13 protein-coding genes and 1 other annotated feature (1 of these 14 running past the window's edge) are annotated in these 13,165 nt (G+C 52.7%); of the genes, 5 read left to right on the top strand and 8 right to left on the bottom strand.

What is annotated here, in order from left to right; genetic code table 11:
• Positions 1-53: 53 nt before the first annotated feature.
• Positions 54-839, bottom strand: coding sequence for a cytochrome c oxidase assembly protein (locus JJU47_RS09625; RefSeq protein WP_366511952.1), 786 nt, complete (start codon positions 837-839; stop codon positions 54-56).
• A gap of 5 nt (positions 840-844) precedes the next feature.
• The gene (locus JJU47_RS09620; RefSeq protein WP_228618709.1) at positions 845-1,315 is read right to left on the bottom strand and encodes a DUF2243 domain-containing protein; all 471 of its coding nucleotides are present in this window, start codon (positions 1,313-1,315) and stop codon (positions 845-847) included.
• A 180-nt stretch (positions 1,316-1,495) separates the two neighbouring features.
• Between JJU47_RS09620 and JJU47_RS09615 the strand changes: the two genes are divergently transcribed.
• Positions 1,496-2,443: a DUF4003 family protein gene (locus JJU47_RS09615; RefSeq protein WP_228618707.1), complete on the top strand. Its 948-nt coding sequence runs from the start codon at positions 1,496-1,498 to the stop codon at positions 2,441-2,443.
• A 19-nt stretch (positions 2,444-2,462) separates the two neighbouring features.
• Here the strand turns inward: JJU47_RS09615 and JJU47_RS09610 are convergent, their stop codons facing one another.
• A complete protein-coding gene (locus JJU47_RS09610; RefSeq protein ID WP_228618704.1) occupies positions 2,463-3,185 on the bottom strand; it encodes a YwiC-like family protein in 723 nt (240 codons plus the stop codon).
• A gap of 176 nt (positions 3,186-3,361) precedes the next feature.
• Here JJU47_RS09610 and JJU47_RS09605 point away from each other — a divergent pair, with 176 nt between their 5' ends.
• The gene (locus tag JJU47_RS09605; protein ID WP_228618702.1) at positions 3,362-3,817 is read left to right on the top strand and encodes a hypothetical protein; all 456 of its coding nucleotides are present in this window, start codon (positions 3,362-3,364) and stop codon (positions 3,815-3,817) included.
• 49 nt (positions 3,818-3,866) lie between these two features.
• Here JJU47_RS09605 and JJU47_RS09600 read toward each other — a convergent pair whose 3' ends face one another.
• The 3 genes from JJU47_RS09600 to JJU47_RS09590 form a co-directional block, all read right to left on the bottom strand.
• On the bottom strand, positions 3,867-4,502 hold the full coding sequence (locus JJU47_RS09600; RefSeq protein ID WP_228618700.1) for a YitT family protein: 636 nt from the start codon (positions 4,500-4,502) through the stop codon (positions 3,867-3,869).
• Between the two features lie 255 nt (positions 4,503-4,757).
• A complete protein-coding gene (locus JJU47_RS09595; RefSeq protein WP_228618697.1) occupies positions 4,758-6,881 on the bottom strand; it encodes an MMPL family transporter in 2,124 nt (707 codons plus the stop codon).
• 102 nt (positions 6,882-6,983) lie between these two features.
• Positions 6,984-7,775: a hypothetical protein gene (locus JJU47_RS09590; protein ID WP_228618695.1), complete on the bottom strand. Its 792-nt coding sequence runs from the start codon at positions 7,773-7,775 to the stop codon at positions 6,984-6,986.
• 140 nt (positions 7,776-7,915) lie between these two features.
• On the opposite strand from JJU47_RS09590, the gene JJU47_RS09585 reads away from it, so the two are divergent.
• A complete protein-coding gene (locus tag JJU47_RS09585) occupies positions 7,916-8,080 on the top strand; it encodes a YycC family protein (protein ID WP_081977035.1) in 165 nt (54 codons plus the stop codon).
• An 18-nt stretch (positions 8,081-8,098) separates the two neighbouring features.
• Here JJU47_RS09585 and pulA read toward each other — a convergent pair whose 3' ends face one another.
• On the bottom strand, positions 8,099-10,090 hold the full coding sequence (gene pulA / locus JJU47_RS09580) for a type I pullulanase (protein ID WP_228618692.1): 1,992 nt from the start codon (positions 10,088-10,090) through the stop codon (positions 8,099-8,101).
• 69 nt (positions 10,091-10,159) lie between these two features.
• On the opposite strand from pulA, the gene JJU47_RS09575 reads away from it, so the two are divergent.
• Together JJU47_RS09575 and JJU47_RS09570 are read left to right on the top strand one after the other, a co-directional pair.
• Positions 10,160-10,651, top strand: coding sequence for a YajQ family cyclic di-GMP-binding protein (locus JJU47_RS09575; protein ID WP_228618690.1), 492 nt, complete (start codon positions 10,160-10,162; stop codon positions 10,649-10,651).
• Positions 10,648-11,226: a metallophosphoesterase family protein gene (locus JJU47_RS09570; RefSeq protein ID WP_228618687.1), complete on the top strand. Its 579-nt coding sequence runs from the start codon at positions 10,648-10,650 to the stop codon at positions 11,224-11,226. The genes JJU47_RS09575 and JJU47_RS09570 overlap by 4 nt, the downstream gene beginning before the upstream one ends.
• Before the next feature lie 41 nt (positions 11,227-11,267).
• Here JJU47_RS09570 and argS read toward each other — a convergent pair whose 3' ends face one another.
• On the bottom strand, positions 11,268-12,950 hold the full coding sequence (argS, locus tag JJU47_RS09565; RefSeq protein ID WP_228618685.1) for an arginine--tRNA ligase: 1,683 nt from the start codon (positions 12,948-12,950) through the stop codon (positions 11,268-11,270).
• 58 nt (positions 12,951-13,008) lie between these two features.
• Positions 13,009-13,165, bottom strand: a binding site (T-box leader); it runs 55 nt beyond the window's last position.

Below are 13,165 nucleotides of genomic sequence, written 5' to 3'. Positions count from 1 at the left end.
ACAAAAAGACGATTCCTCCGATCCGTTCGGGAGAATCGTCTTTTTTCTTACCGTCAGCCGTTGTCCCGCAGCGCGAGATGACGAGGCGCGGTCGCTTTGTACCACTGGTAACAAAGAATAATAATCAAGATGACATCGACCACGTCACCTCCATAATACATCCAAAGCGCTCCTGCCTCCGCTTCCCCTCTTGGCACTCCGTTTGGCGGGTTGGCATAAATGAGTTTCGCCAATATTTTATGGCCGGCCAAGGCAAGCACCAATATCGTCGCGCGATAGACGTAACTGTAGCGATGTGGGGGCAGGTCCACATAGATGAGCGAAATCGTGAACACATACCCTGCCAAAAACACGTGCAGATGGATTAGCGCATACAACAAAGCCGATTCGTGCATGAGCGAATAAACGTTCGTCAAGTAGAGCACATATAGGCCTCCGATGTTTAAAACGGCCGCCGTAGCAGGATGTGTGATGAATTGAAGGACACGGCTTTTTAACAACCGCGTCACGTGCCGCGCCGTCCCTACACGGAGCGTCCGTAACATCAACGTCATCGGGGCCGCCAAAGCAAGCAAAAGCGGCGCCAACATCCCAAGAAGCAGATGTCCGATCATATGCCCGACAAAATTGGCGTGGGCGTAGGTTGCCAACGGTCCGACGAGGGCGAGCCCCGCTGTTAACACGCCGGCGATCCAAAATCCGTAGCGGTGAAGCGGCCACGATTTGTAGTGGCGACTCGTCGTCACAGCGGCGAGCGGATAGATGAGCAGTCCTGACAGCAACACGAGTGAGACGAGCGCCTCATACCCTCCCCCAGGTACGTGCATGTGGGAATGCATATCGCTCATCCCCCTTCTTCCGCAAGTCTCTTCCGTTTTTGCGTCTGGCTGAACAGCACGATGCCACCGATCAAAATCACTGCGGCCGCAATGTTCCAAGTGAGGTCATAAGGAAGAATGTTCACGCCATAGCGAATTTGGTGAAGTTGAAACACCTTATGATGAACGATTCCGTCGTACAGTTGGAAAAACCCCACTCCGATGAGCACCCCGCTCAGCCATCTCTTCAACCAAAAGGATTGCCGTCTTCGCAAATCGGCTAATAAAAACAAAGAAGCGACGGTGGCGAACCAACTAAAGGCGTGGAACAGACCATCTGAAAACAAACCCACCTTTAAAGTCGATCGATCATAAAAGTGATGCCACGCGAGGAGTTGATGGAAGACCGTTTCATCAACAAATGCGATGAGCCCGATCCCAAATAGAAATCCCGAACCGAAATTTCGAAACGCGTACGTATAAGGACGTTTCTTCATCCCTTTACACCTCCCGAAGAAACCAGAATCTTCTGACATCCATTTGATTCCCTCTTCGTTTTCAACTAAACGTCTTCCCTTTCGCTTCTGAGGAATAAAGGGAACACGAAGGAAGATGAAGCTCACGTGTTGAAACATTCTCAGTGGATGTGTCGTATGTAGGAAAAGGAGGTTTTTCAGATGATGACGCGTTACACCCGTTACCTTGAGGCGTTCGAAGCGATTAAACAAGCGACCAAATGGTCGCTCACCGACGACTTCCGAAGATTGATGGCCATCAACTATGCCATCCATGACGCACCATTCGAGGCGGAACGTTTCGAAGCAGCCCAAGCCGCCTTGAAACAGAAGACCGGCATATTCTCGAAATTCCGAGGGACGAACAGCCTCGTCTGGTTGTCATTCCTCGACGCCAAATATGAGGACGTCGCCCCTGCCATCGATGAGGCGCTCCGACTCGATCAGTTACTCGACCGGAAGCACTTCCGCTACAGCACGTTACGCCCGTTCATCGCGAGCCAACTGCTCAACACCGATGACCCGGAACGACGTCTCGATGAAGCGAGTTCTCTATACCAGACGTTCAAACGCCACCACCCTTGGCTCACGAGTGAAGAAGATTTGTTGTCGGCGCTCGTCCTTGTTCAAGCATTTGATGACCACACTGCCTTGAACGACCGCATCGAAGCGTACTACGAGGCGCTAAAGCAACACGTGTCCCGTTCAAACGAACTGCAGCTCGTCTCGCATTTGCTCGCCTTCAGTGAACTTGCCCCAGACGATGCCGTCACTCGTTTCCTTGACTGGCGCGAACGGCTGAACATGCAAAATATCGCGGTGCGAAACGAGCATTTACCACCGCTCGCCCTCCTCACGATCGTGTCGGCACCGAACGAGGATGATGAACGCGTGATCGCGGATATCGTCGCGGCCGAAGTCGAAAGACAGCGCTGGTTCAATACACATAGCTTGACCATCGCATTGCAACTCGTCGCCGCAGAACATATTACGGAAGAGGCGAGTGAGTTGCTCCTGCATGGCACGTTCGCCCATCTGCTCGCGATGCAACAAGCTGCAACCGCCGCCGCGACCGTCGCCGTCATTTCGACCACATCATCAAACAACTAAAAAAGAAGGGTCGCCCCTTCTATGTGTATAAATAAACGCTCAGACAGACTAACACGAACACAGAGTTCGCAATCTCCACGATCCCGATTCGCATGATCGGGATCTTTTTCCCGTAAAACACGACCGCTCGGACGAGACTCGGCACGTAGGCGAGCGCTAACAACGGATAACCAAGAACGATGAACGACACGACAAGCACGAGATGATATCCCCATGACACGTTGCGGTACATCGTGCTCTTCTTCTCACGAATCATCGTCTTGACGTAAAAAATACTTCCGAGGAAATAAAGGTAGGGGAATAAGAACATCCAGACGATCGTCCATCCGAGTGTTCCGGCACCTAAATAATAGCTCGCCATCCCACCGATGCAAAACGATGTGACGGCACTGACGTCGTTCCAGACGTTACGCTCGTCTTTTTGTTTAGCGAAGTAGCCGTTGACGAGCCCGAACGGGACCATGGCTAGCACGAACCAGACGAGGCGCCACTCCGTGATGAAAACCGGGATTGCCGCGACGATACTGATGCCAAGGTACGTCACGACCGTGCGCAACAAGTCACTCGACTTTTTGCGTTGTTTCACATATTGGAATAGGAAGAACGTACCCATATAGACGAATAGCCAAGCGACGGCGAACGGCACGTGCGCGAGTGTCCATCCGCCGACAATCCCGCCCAATACGAACGGTAGAATGAGCATCGACCAGGCACCATGTTGTTTTGGAATCATCCATTTCATTTCTCTCACTCCTTCTACGTTCAGTGTAAAGCAATGTTTTTCTGGACGCTGTGATAATTGTTACTGATTGCACAACTTACCAACGTTTGTATATCCATAATTAGTAAAAAAAATTCATTCTTTATCTTCTCATTCCTGTATTCTAGAAGTGAACCGATAAACAGGAGGTATAGAAAGTGATTCAGCACACAAAACAGCGAAAGAGCCGTGGCGTTTTCCTCATGATCTTTGCTATGACGTTTGCGCTTTTGGTCATCAGCCGTACACCTCTCCCCATGCCGATTACCGTTGCAACCTCGTTCGTGCCGTTCCATGTTGCACCTCCCTCCCACCTCCCCCTCCAGGTAGAAGAGCAACATGCCTACCTCCAGAACTTAAACCAAGTGAGGCTCGTCTATAAAAATGAAACCGAGTCACTCACCGTTTGGGCGACCACTGACATAGGCTGGAATCATGTCAGCAGTTGGGACGATGAAGTCAGGATTAGAGACGGATTAGACGGTCACTATACCGAATTTGATGATATGAAGATGGTCAGTTGGCAACAAGACAATGTCGAATACGCCATCGACTATACAGGAGACCATCTCTCAAAAGAAGATTTACTTCACATTGCGAGTTCCATCCAATGACCAGTTGCGATTCTGCTCGGACGTATCGCGCAAAAAAAAAAAAACGATCTCACGCGAGATCGTTTTTTGGTGCAAGTTTGGTCACACTTGGTACGGCTACTTCGACAGCGTCTTCCGTCAACATCTTCGTGACGACACGACCCGCGATCGAGACCGCGATGAGCGTGTAAAGCGCGTTCGAGAGCGGCAAGTAGATGAGCGAGATCGCGAGGACGATCACATCGAAGGCGATGAGAATCGTTCCGACCGATACGCCGGTCCACTTTGACAAACCGAGTGCGAATAAATCGTCGCCTCCGGTCGCTCCGCCTGACTTCAAGACGAGACCGAGACCGTAACCGGTCACGATTCCACTTGCGATCGCAGCAAATAAGGTCGCAGGCCAAACCTGGATGTCAAACGTCAACAGGTCGAGCCGGTCCCACATCGCATAGCTGAGCGAGAGTGACGCCGCCGCGAGCACCGCTTGTCCGACGAAGCGCCAGCCTTTCCACCAAAGGGCGATTAAAAAGAAGGGAATGTCGAGCACGATCATCGAGATCGCAGGATCGATATCAAATAAATAGCGGCCGAGTAACGCTAACCCGACAAAGCCTCCTTCTGCCAAACCAAACTGTTCATTCAAATAATAATAACCGAACGCCATGATCAGCGTTCCGAGCACTATGGTAGCAACTCGTTTCATTCCGATTGTCCTCCCCGTTTTCAACGGAGAGGAGGATCCTCAGTCGTAGCCGCGGTTCCATCTGTTCCATCTCCGATCTTCCGTTTGTTGATGTTTTACATTGATTTCATCTGTAAACACTCAACGCTAGAAGTCCGGTAATTGAAACAGAGGCCATGCCCTCTCGGTGTCCATAAAGACCTTCCTTTCCCATAAATGCGCGTATTCATGGGACTATTTTAACATACTTTAACGAGTGTTTCATTAAATGTACATTTAATGTAGATTACGTTTCGGTAAATTTTTCTTTCCGAACCACCACCAATTCCAATCCCCGAACAGTTTCATCAAAGACGGCACGAGGAGAATTCGAATGATGGTCGCGTCGATGAAGATTGCGAGCGCAATGCCGACACCGAGCTGCTTGATCGGACTGACACCCGTAAAGGCGAACGCCCCCGTGACGACAATCATGATAATCGCAGCCGATGTGATGATTTTACTCGTCTTCGCAAGTCCCATCTCCGTCGCGTAATCATTATCTCCCGTCTCCCGATAGTACTCTTCAATCCTTGATACGAGGAACACCTCGTAGTCCATCGAGAGCCCAAAGACGAGCGAGAAGATGAACACCGGCGTCAAAATACTGATCGTCTCGGCGTCATAGACGTAACCTGATTCGAAGATGATGACCAAGAGGCCAAACGTCGCCCCGAGACCAAGCACGTTCATGATGATCGCCTTGATCGGGATCAAAATCGAACGGAACGCCCACATGAGAATGACGAACGTCGCCAAGATGACGGTGATGACCGCGTATGGGATGCTGTCATAGATTTCTTCGTAAATCTCTTCGTTAAATGCGGCCGGTCCCCCGACATCGAACCCTTGCTCACGCCAATCGCGGACGAACGCCTGCGCTTCTTTATCGCTTGGCGGAACGTTGAAACTGACGTTGACGAGAGCGAGGTCCGTATTGCCGTCGAGCGTGACGAGGCGGTCGAACGCCTCAAGCTGTTCCGGGGCGGCCTCGGCGAGTTGCTGGAACGCTTCCGGTGTCAGCCCGGACGCCGTCAAGAACGTCGTAACGTTGTCGACAATCGGGTCTTCGTTCAACTCGTCGGTGAGCGCCGTCAATTCTTCGAGAATCATCGAATCGGTCAAATCGTTCGTCTCAAACAACAACACTGCGTCTGTCGATGTCTCGCCGAACACGTCATCCCAGCGTTCGAGCGCGGCCCGCGACTCATACGACGTCGGGAGCGCGTCCGCATCCGGGATGTTTAACTCCAAATCTCGTACGAACCAAAGACTCGGCAGTAACAAGAGCAGCGCGACGAGCGTCATGACGACCGGACGTTTCATGACGAAACGTGCGAGTTGTTGCCAGCGCACTTCTGAACGAAGCTCGTTCGTCTTAACGAGGCGTCCTTTATTGATCGCATCCCCTACGATATAAAGCGCTGACGGCAAGAGAGTGAGCGCCGACAGCACGGCTCCAGCGACGGCAATCAGCGCGCCGAGTGCGATCGCTTGGAAGACGTCGACTTGAATGAACAACAGTCCGGCCAATCCGACGAACACGCAAAGGCCCGAGAATAAAATCGAACGTCCTGCGGTCGCGACCGTCCGGACGATGGCCGCTTCTCGTGATTTCCCTTTGGCAAGCTCTTCCCGATAACGGTTGACGAGAAGAAGCGAGAAGTCGATCCCGAGCGCGATGGCAATCATCGCCACTGCGTTCAAGACGAAGATGGACAGTTCCATCGTCTGAGCGAAGAAGAACAGCGATCCGGCCGCGACGATAAACGTGATCAAGCCGACAAAGAGCGGCATGAACGCCGCGAGCGGGGTCCCGAACACTAGCAACAAGACGATGAGGGCGACCGGTATCCCGATCAGTTCGGCCCGAATTAAGTCATTTTTCGACGCCTCGTTCAAATCGTCGGCAAAGACCGGCTCCCCGGTCAAACGGACTTCCGTGTCACTGTCTTGAATGAGGGCGTTGCGGACGTCTTCAATTGACGCTTCCGCCGTGTCGTAGTCGTTAAACTCGAGCAACAAATATGCGACGTCCCCCACACGCGCATCCGGATTCTCTTCCGGCGTGATGACCCCATCGACGCCGGGCAGGGATTCGAGCCGGTCGCGTTGCTCCTCGAGCACGGCATCGAGGTCCCCGCCTTCAAGCAACACGATCATCGAGGCGCCGGCTCGGTCGAACCGATCGTTCAACTTGTCCTCGACTTGAGCAAACCGTCCATCTTGGATGGCAAAACCGTTGCCCCGTAGTTCACCTGGGAGTTGTAACCCGAAATACACGGATACCGCCAATAATAAGGTCCAAATCGCGACGACTATGTAGCGCCATCGGACTAACGCGTGTCCTAACCGTTCCATACGTTCCCACTCCTCTCCGTCTAAAAAGACTCTTCCCGTTTTCTCGGGCTTTCACTAGAGTCTTCACAAAAAATTCCTGAACCTTGATCGGGTTCAGGAACGTCAACGTTCGAACACTTGAAGCCAACTGTGACAAAAGCGACGCGGTGTTGACAAGACGACGAGCCGGTCACCCGCCTCGTCTAGCAAAACGACTTTCAGTAGTTCATTTTCGGCACATACTTCAGAAGAAAACAGTTCGCGCTCACGATCGAACAGCTGGAACGCTGTCGACGAGGTGATCGCGGTCGTCTCGCCGATTTGATCGACGATAACGGTATCCCGTTCGCCCCCGTACGGAATGACCCAGCGCTCATTGGCACCGACGTCATCGACGAGGAATTGGCGATTCCGTTCGTCATACAATGTGACGAGACCTGGGGACGTGAAACGTTCGAAATCGTAATCTGGCTGATACGCCAGCTCGATAATGGCTCCGAACGTCGGGACTTCTTCATACCGGCTGTAACGAAACGTCTTGTCGCTCACATTGAGCGCCACGATATCGGATTCGGCCGAGTACAGAAACAGGTCGTCCCCGTCCCAATGATATAAATTGCTGAACCAATCGTCGTGAAACGCGCGCGGTAGCGGATGACTTTCCATCGTGCCTCTTTTGAGGTCGATGATGCCGTACGTCTGCCGATCGCGGAACAATGCGACGGCAATCTTTCTATGTGGTTCTATAAAGAGGGCGCACGGTGTCCATTCCCATTCGAGTTCCCATTGGACGTGGAACGTCTCGTCAAAGAATAAAAATCCCGTTTGCGCCAAATATAACATCCATCCTCCACCGACACGCTCTAACCATTCGACCGTCTGATGAAATTGATAGTCTGCGACTTGTTTGTACATTTGATCACTTCCTAACTTTAGCTTAGCAACGACCGAACGTTTTGACGATTTTGAATGTGTTCCACGAACACATTCTCATTTCGTCCTGTTTTCCTGTATACTGGCGGTAGCTAATCCACTTATAGAAAGGAGAGTTTTTAATGCGCCCACTTCAATTGTCACCGGAGACGGCTGTCGAACTTGCCAAGAAGTTAAACGTCCCGCTCGAAGACTTGATGCATATGCCAAAACATATCCTCGTACAAAAAATGATGCAACTTGAAGCCTCACAATCGGAAGCGAACGAGGAAAAGGAGACGGAATGACGTCTCCTTTTTTTGTGCTTACTTTTGCTTGTTTTTCCGTTTTTTCGCCACATACCAGAGACCGAGAATCGCAAGAGCGGCTCCGCCGGCGACGGCATATTTGCTGTAGTCCGGACGGCGTTCGGTCACGACGAGCGTCGAGAGCGGGGCGATCGTTACATGCCGCGCTTCGATGAGTCGTGGCGCTGTCAAGTTGACGGTATGGTCTTCGACGTTCACCTCGAACTTACCGGAGGGAAGTTTCACTTCGACTTCTTGTTCTAGTCCGTTATGGTAGACGAGGTGGCGCTCGACGTAGCCCTCGACGTGACGGCTGAGCTCATAGGCGATGACCCCTTCTTCTTCATCGAAGAAGCGTAAATGTTTGCGAATCTGCTCGGCGTTCTCGAGACGGAACAACGGATATTGTTTCCGCAGGCTGATTAATCCTTTTACATACTCGACGCTTGGCGTCTCCGTCTCGGCCCGTGTCCAATCGAGACGGTTGACGACTTCACCAGAGTTGAAGCTGTTCTCGTCCCCGTCTTTCGTCCGGAAGAATTCCTGTCCGCTATGGAGAAACGGGATGCCTTGCCCGAGCATGACGATCGTCGTCGCGAGACGGTGCCGGCGACGGCGCGTCGTCTCGTCATCATCGGGATTCGTCACGGCAAGCTTGTCCCAAAGCGTCAAATTATCATGACATTCGACGTAGTTGACGACTTGGTTCGGCTCGTCCGCAAAACTTTGACTCGTGACGGCACCGGCGATACCGCGCTTCACGTCACTCGTCATGTCGAGATTGCCACTCACCCAACCCGGTAAGTCGTCGATGAACACGTCACCGCGTACCCCGTCTCGGATGGCATCGTTGAATTGAGCGATACGCGGCATTTTACGGGCGTTGTGCTGGTTCGCTTTCTTTCGCACCGACAGCGGCGTGTCGAGGTCCCAGCCTTCTCCGATGACAAGGATGGACGGGTCGACCCGGTCGAGCGCTTTGCGGACTTGGTTCATCGTCTTGACGTCATGCAGCCCCATCAAATCGAAACGGAAGCCGTCAATCATGAACTCTTTCGCCCAATACGTCACACATTCGACGATGAGCTTACGCATCATCGCCCGTTCTGACGCCGTGTCGTTCCCGCACGCCGATCCATCAGCGAGTGTCCCGTCCTCGTTCAAGCGATAATAATAATCAGGTACGAATTGACCGAGCGGCGTCGTCAACGCATCGTACGTATGGTTGAAGACGACGTCCATGATGACACGGATGCCACGGTCATGCAGCGCCTGAATCATCGCTTTGAGTTCGATGATTCGAGCTGCCGGATCGTCCGCGGATGACGCGTAAGACCCTTCGACGGCGAAGTAATGGACCGGATCATAACCCCAGTTGTAATTGGATTCACTTTCTTTCGACTCATTGACCGATCCGTAGTCGAAGAACGGCATGAGTTGCAGATGGGTGATGCCGAGTGACGTGATGTAGTCGAGCCCCGTCGGATAGCCGTTCGGTGTCTTCGTACCGACCTCGGTCATGCCTAGAAACTTGCCGCGATGCAATGCCCCGCTGTCCGGGTGGCTCGTCAAATCGCGGACGTGCGCTTCATAGATGACCGCTTCTTGTGAAGAGTGGAAGAGCGGGCGTTCTTTCACCCAATGGTCGGGATTGAGCGCGGATGGGTCGAGAAGACATCCGCGTTTCCCGTTGACACCGACGACTTTCGCGTACGGATCGAGCGATTCGACACGCTTGCCGTCAACGACCGCCTCGAACACGTAAAACTGTCCTTCAAACGAGCGATCGAGTTCAATGACCCACGTCCCTTTCTCTGCCCGTTCGAGCGCCATCCGTTCAAACTTGCGCGCCCGCGGCGTCCGGTACAGTTTGACAGCCATTTCGGTCGCGACGGGTGACCAGACACGCAATCGGATGAAGTCACTTTTAAACGTCACCCCGAGGTCTTTTCCGTGATAAGCCATATGATCTAAATCTACATTTGTCTGTTGATCGATAGTACGTTCCATTCTTTCACTCCTTCACTACTTCAAATCTGCTATCATTATAACAAAACCCTCATAAAGGATGGATGAAACATGGCAAAAGACAATTCTTTTGATATTGTGTCAGAAATGAACCTCGAAGAAGTGAAAAACGCGATTCAAATCGCCGAAAAAGAAATCTTGAACCGTTATGACTTCAAAGGCTCGAAAAGCGAGATGTCACTCGATAACGGCGACCTCGTCCTCGTCTCAGACGACGACTATAAACTCGAACAGTTAAAAGACGTCATGATTTCTAAGCTGATCAAACGCGGCGTCCCGACGAAAAACCTCGACTATCAAAAAATCGAGCGCGCGCTCGGCGGCACCGTCCGTCAACGCGTCAAGTTGAAGAGCGGAATCGATAAAGACGACGCGAAAAAAATTAACAACGCCATCAAAGAGTCGAAATTGAAAGTGAAACCACAAATTCAAGACGACCAAATCCGTGTGACGGCCAAGTCGCGTGATGACCTGCAAGCTGTCATGCAGCTCGTCCGTGAGCTCGAGTTGTCGGTTGACGCCCAGTTCACGAACTACCGATGAAACTCGCCATCATCAGTGATCCGCACGGCTCGTTTGATGATTTGAAAGCCGTCCTTGCGTCGGTTCGCCGCGAGACCGAGCACATCCTCTGCCTCGGTGACTTGTACGAGTGCCATATCGGCAAAAAGCGGCGCAACGAACGGTTTCACGATGTGACGGACGTGATGACGTACGATCCGGAGTATGAGGCACTCCTCACGTTCCCGAGCCTGCGCGGCAACCAAGAAGAACGAATCGACGAGGTGCTCGTCGTCTCGCATCCGGTCAAGACACGCATCGCCTTGCTTCCGGAACAGACGACACTCGACGAGGCGCTGTTCTTGCACGGCCACCAAGTGAAGTGGAGTCCGGATTGGGAGCCGCTCGTCGAGAAAGGGAAGTACCCGCTCGTCTTCATCGGCCATAGCCATATCCCTGGTATTTACCGGAAAGGACGCTCGATCCCATGGGAACTCGGGACACCGTTCAAGCTGAAGAAGAAACGCTACGTCATCAACGTCGGCGCCGTCATCTTCGACCGCGAATGGTGCCTGTACGATACCGAAACACGGACCGTCACGCGGATGAAAGCGTGACATAACGAAAGGGACCTCTTGCGAGGTCCCTTTCGTTATGCTTACATTTCTTCTGGAGCTTGAACCCCGATCAACCGGAGTCCTTCCGTCAACACAATCGTCACAGCTTTGACGAGGGCGAGACGCGACTGCTTGCCTGCGTCTTCTTCAAGGACACGGACGTGGCCGTAATACTTGTTGAACGCTTGCGCCAAGTCGAGAACATAGCGGCTGATGATCGATGGTTCACGGCGCTCATGGGCACGCGTGATGACGTGCGGGAAGGCGTTGAGCATCGTCACGACACCCCACGTATGATCGTCGTCCGCACCAGCGAACGTCGAACCGTCGTAGTTGCCTTTACGAAGGAGAGAGTTCGCACGGGCGTTCGTATACTGCACGTAAGGACCCGTCTCTCCTTCGAACTTGAGCATGCTGTCGAGGTCGAACTCGATGTTGTTGATGCGCTCGTTCTTCAAGTCGTGGAAAATGACCGCGCCGACGCCGACCATACGGGCCACGTCGTCTGCGTTCGCAAGTTCCGGGTTCTTTTGCGCGATGTTCGCCTGTGCTTTTTCGATCGCTTCTTTCAGCACTTCCTCGAGAAGGACGATGCGACCTTTACGTGTCGACATCTTCTTCCCTTCTTGTAAGATTAAGCCGAACGGTACGTGGTGCATGCCGTCGACAAAGTCATAGCCGAGTTTACGAAGTACAGAGAACAGTTGCTTGAAGTGAAGCGCCTGCTCGCCGCCGACGACGTAGTTGGCCTGGACGAAGTTGTACGTCTCGTGACGGTAGACGGCTGCCGCCAAGTCACGCGTCGCGTAGAGCGTCGCGCCGTCTTTCTTCTTGATCAAGCACGGCGGCAAGTTCTCGTCGTCGAGTGAGACGACCATCGCCCCTTCACTTTCGACGAGAAGCTGCTTCTCTTCGAGCATGGCGACGATGCGGTCCATCTTGTCGTTATAGAACGCTTCCCCGTTAAAGCTGTCGAATTCGACACCGAGAAGGTCGTATACTTTTTGGAACTCCTTCAGTGACTCATCGCGGAACCATGTCCATAGTTCAGTCGCTTCCTCGTTGCCGTCTTCAAGCTTTTTGAACCAAGCACGGCCCTCGTCTTCGAGTTCCGGTTGCGTCTTCACTTCTTCATGGAAGTGAACGTAAAGTTTCAACAGCTCGGCAATCGGGTTGGCGCGTACCGCTTCCTCGTCGCCCCACTTCTTGTAGGCGACCATCAGTTTTCCGAACTGCGTGCCCCAGTCGCCAAGGTGGTTGATGCCGACGACGTCATAGCCGTTTTTACGGGCAATCTGGTTGATGGCGTTACCGATGACCGTCGAGCGCAAGTGGCCCATCGAGAACGGTTTCGCGATGTTCGGCGACGAGAAGTCCGTCACGATCGTCTCGTTGCGCGTCGCGTGCGTCGCGTAGTCCGCCGACTCATCGAGCACCGTGTTGATGATCTCTTGGGACACGACGTCACGGCTCAAGAAGACGTTGACGTAAGGTCCTGCCGCTTCGACTTTCGTGAACAGTTCATCGTTCAGTTCGCCCGCGATGTCCGTCGCAATCATGACCGGGGCTTTCCGGTAAGCTTTCGCGAGTTGGAAGCACGGGAACGCTAAATCCCCATGCGCTTCGTGTTTCGGTTTTTCAATCAAGGCCTCGATTTGGTCGAGCGTCAACTCGTCGCCGATGACACGGGACAACGCTTCTGCATACTTGCGTTCATAACTCATTATTATTCCTCCTTAAATGATCAATCGTTACATAAAAAAAACGCCCTTTGCACAGATGCAAAGAGACGGGATGGCCCGCGGTACCACTCTTCTTGCCTGCTTGACGCAGACCGCTTTATCGGTGATAACGGGGGTCCCCCGGCTACGCCTACTCGTTTCGGATAGCATCTCAAAAGTGCGTTTCGCGACGTCTGTCAGCCCAGGCTCTCACCAAT

Source organism: Exiguobacterium sp. (assembly GCF_020832205.1).
In the GTDB taxonomy this organism is placed as follows: Bacteria; Bacillota; Bacilli; order Exiguobacteriales; family Exiguobacteriaceae; genus Exiguobacterium.
The sequence above is the reverse complement of the archived record's forward strand: the minus strand, read 5'-3'. Positions and strand labels throughout refer to the sequence as shown.

Coding starts and splice junctions, on each gene's coding strand:
- JJU47_RS09625 (WP_366511952.1), bottom strand. CDS start 839: ATGCATTCCCACATGCACGTACCTGGGGGAGGGTATGAGGCGCTCGTC.
- JJU47_RS09620 (WP_228618709.1), bottom strand. CDS start 1,315: ATGAAGAAACGTCCTTATACGTACGCGTTTCGAAATTTCGGTTCGGGA.
- JJU47_RS09615 (WP_228618707.1), top strand. CDS start 1,496: ATGATGACGCGTTACACCCGTTACCTTGAGGCGTTCGAAGCGATTAAA.
- JJU47_RS09610 (WP_228618704.1), bottom strand. CDS start 3,185: ATGAAATGGATGATTCCAAAACAACATGGTGCCTGGTCGATGCTCATT.
- JJU47_RS09600 (WP_228618700.1), bottom strand. CDS start 4,502: ATGAAACGAGTTGCTACCATAGTGCTCGGAACGCTGATCATGGCGTTC.
- JJU47_RS09595 (WP_228618697.1), bottom strand. CDS start 6,881: ATGGAACGGTTAGGACACGCGTTAGTCCGATGGCGCTACATAGTCGTC.
- JJU47_RS09590 (WP_228618695.1), bottom strand. CDS start 7,775: ATGTACAAACAAGTCGCAGACTATCAATTTCATCAGACGGTCGAATGG.
- JJU47_RS09585 (WP_081977035.1), top strand. CDS start 7,916: ATGCGCCCACTTCAATTGTCACCGGAGACGGCTGTCGAACTTGCCAAG.
- pulA (WP_228618692.1), bottom strand. CDS start 10,090: ATGGAACGTACTATCGATCAACAGACAAATGTAGATTTAGATCATATG.
- JJU47_RS09575 (WP_228618690.1), top strand. CDS start 10,160: ATGGCAAAAGACAATTCTTTTGATATTGTGTCAGAAATGAACCTCGAA.
- JJU47_RS09570 (WP_228618687.1), top strand. CDS start 10,648: ATGAAACTCGCCATCATCAGTGATCCGCACGGCTCGTTTGATGATTTG.
- argS (WP_228618685.1), bottom strand. CDS start 12,950: ATGAGTTATGAACGCAAGTATGCAGAAGCGTTGTCCCGTGTCATCGGC.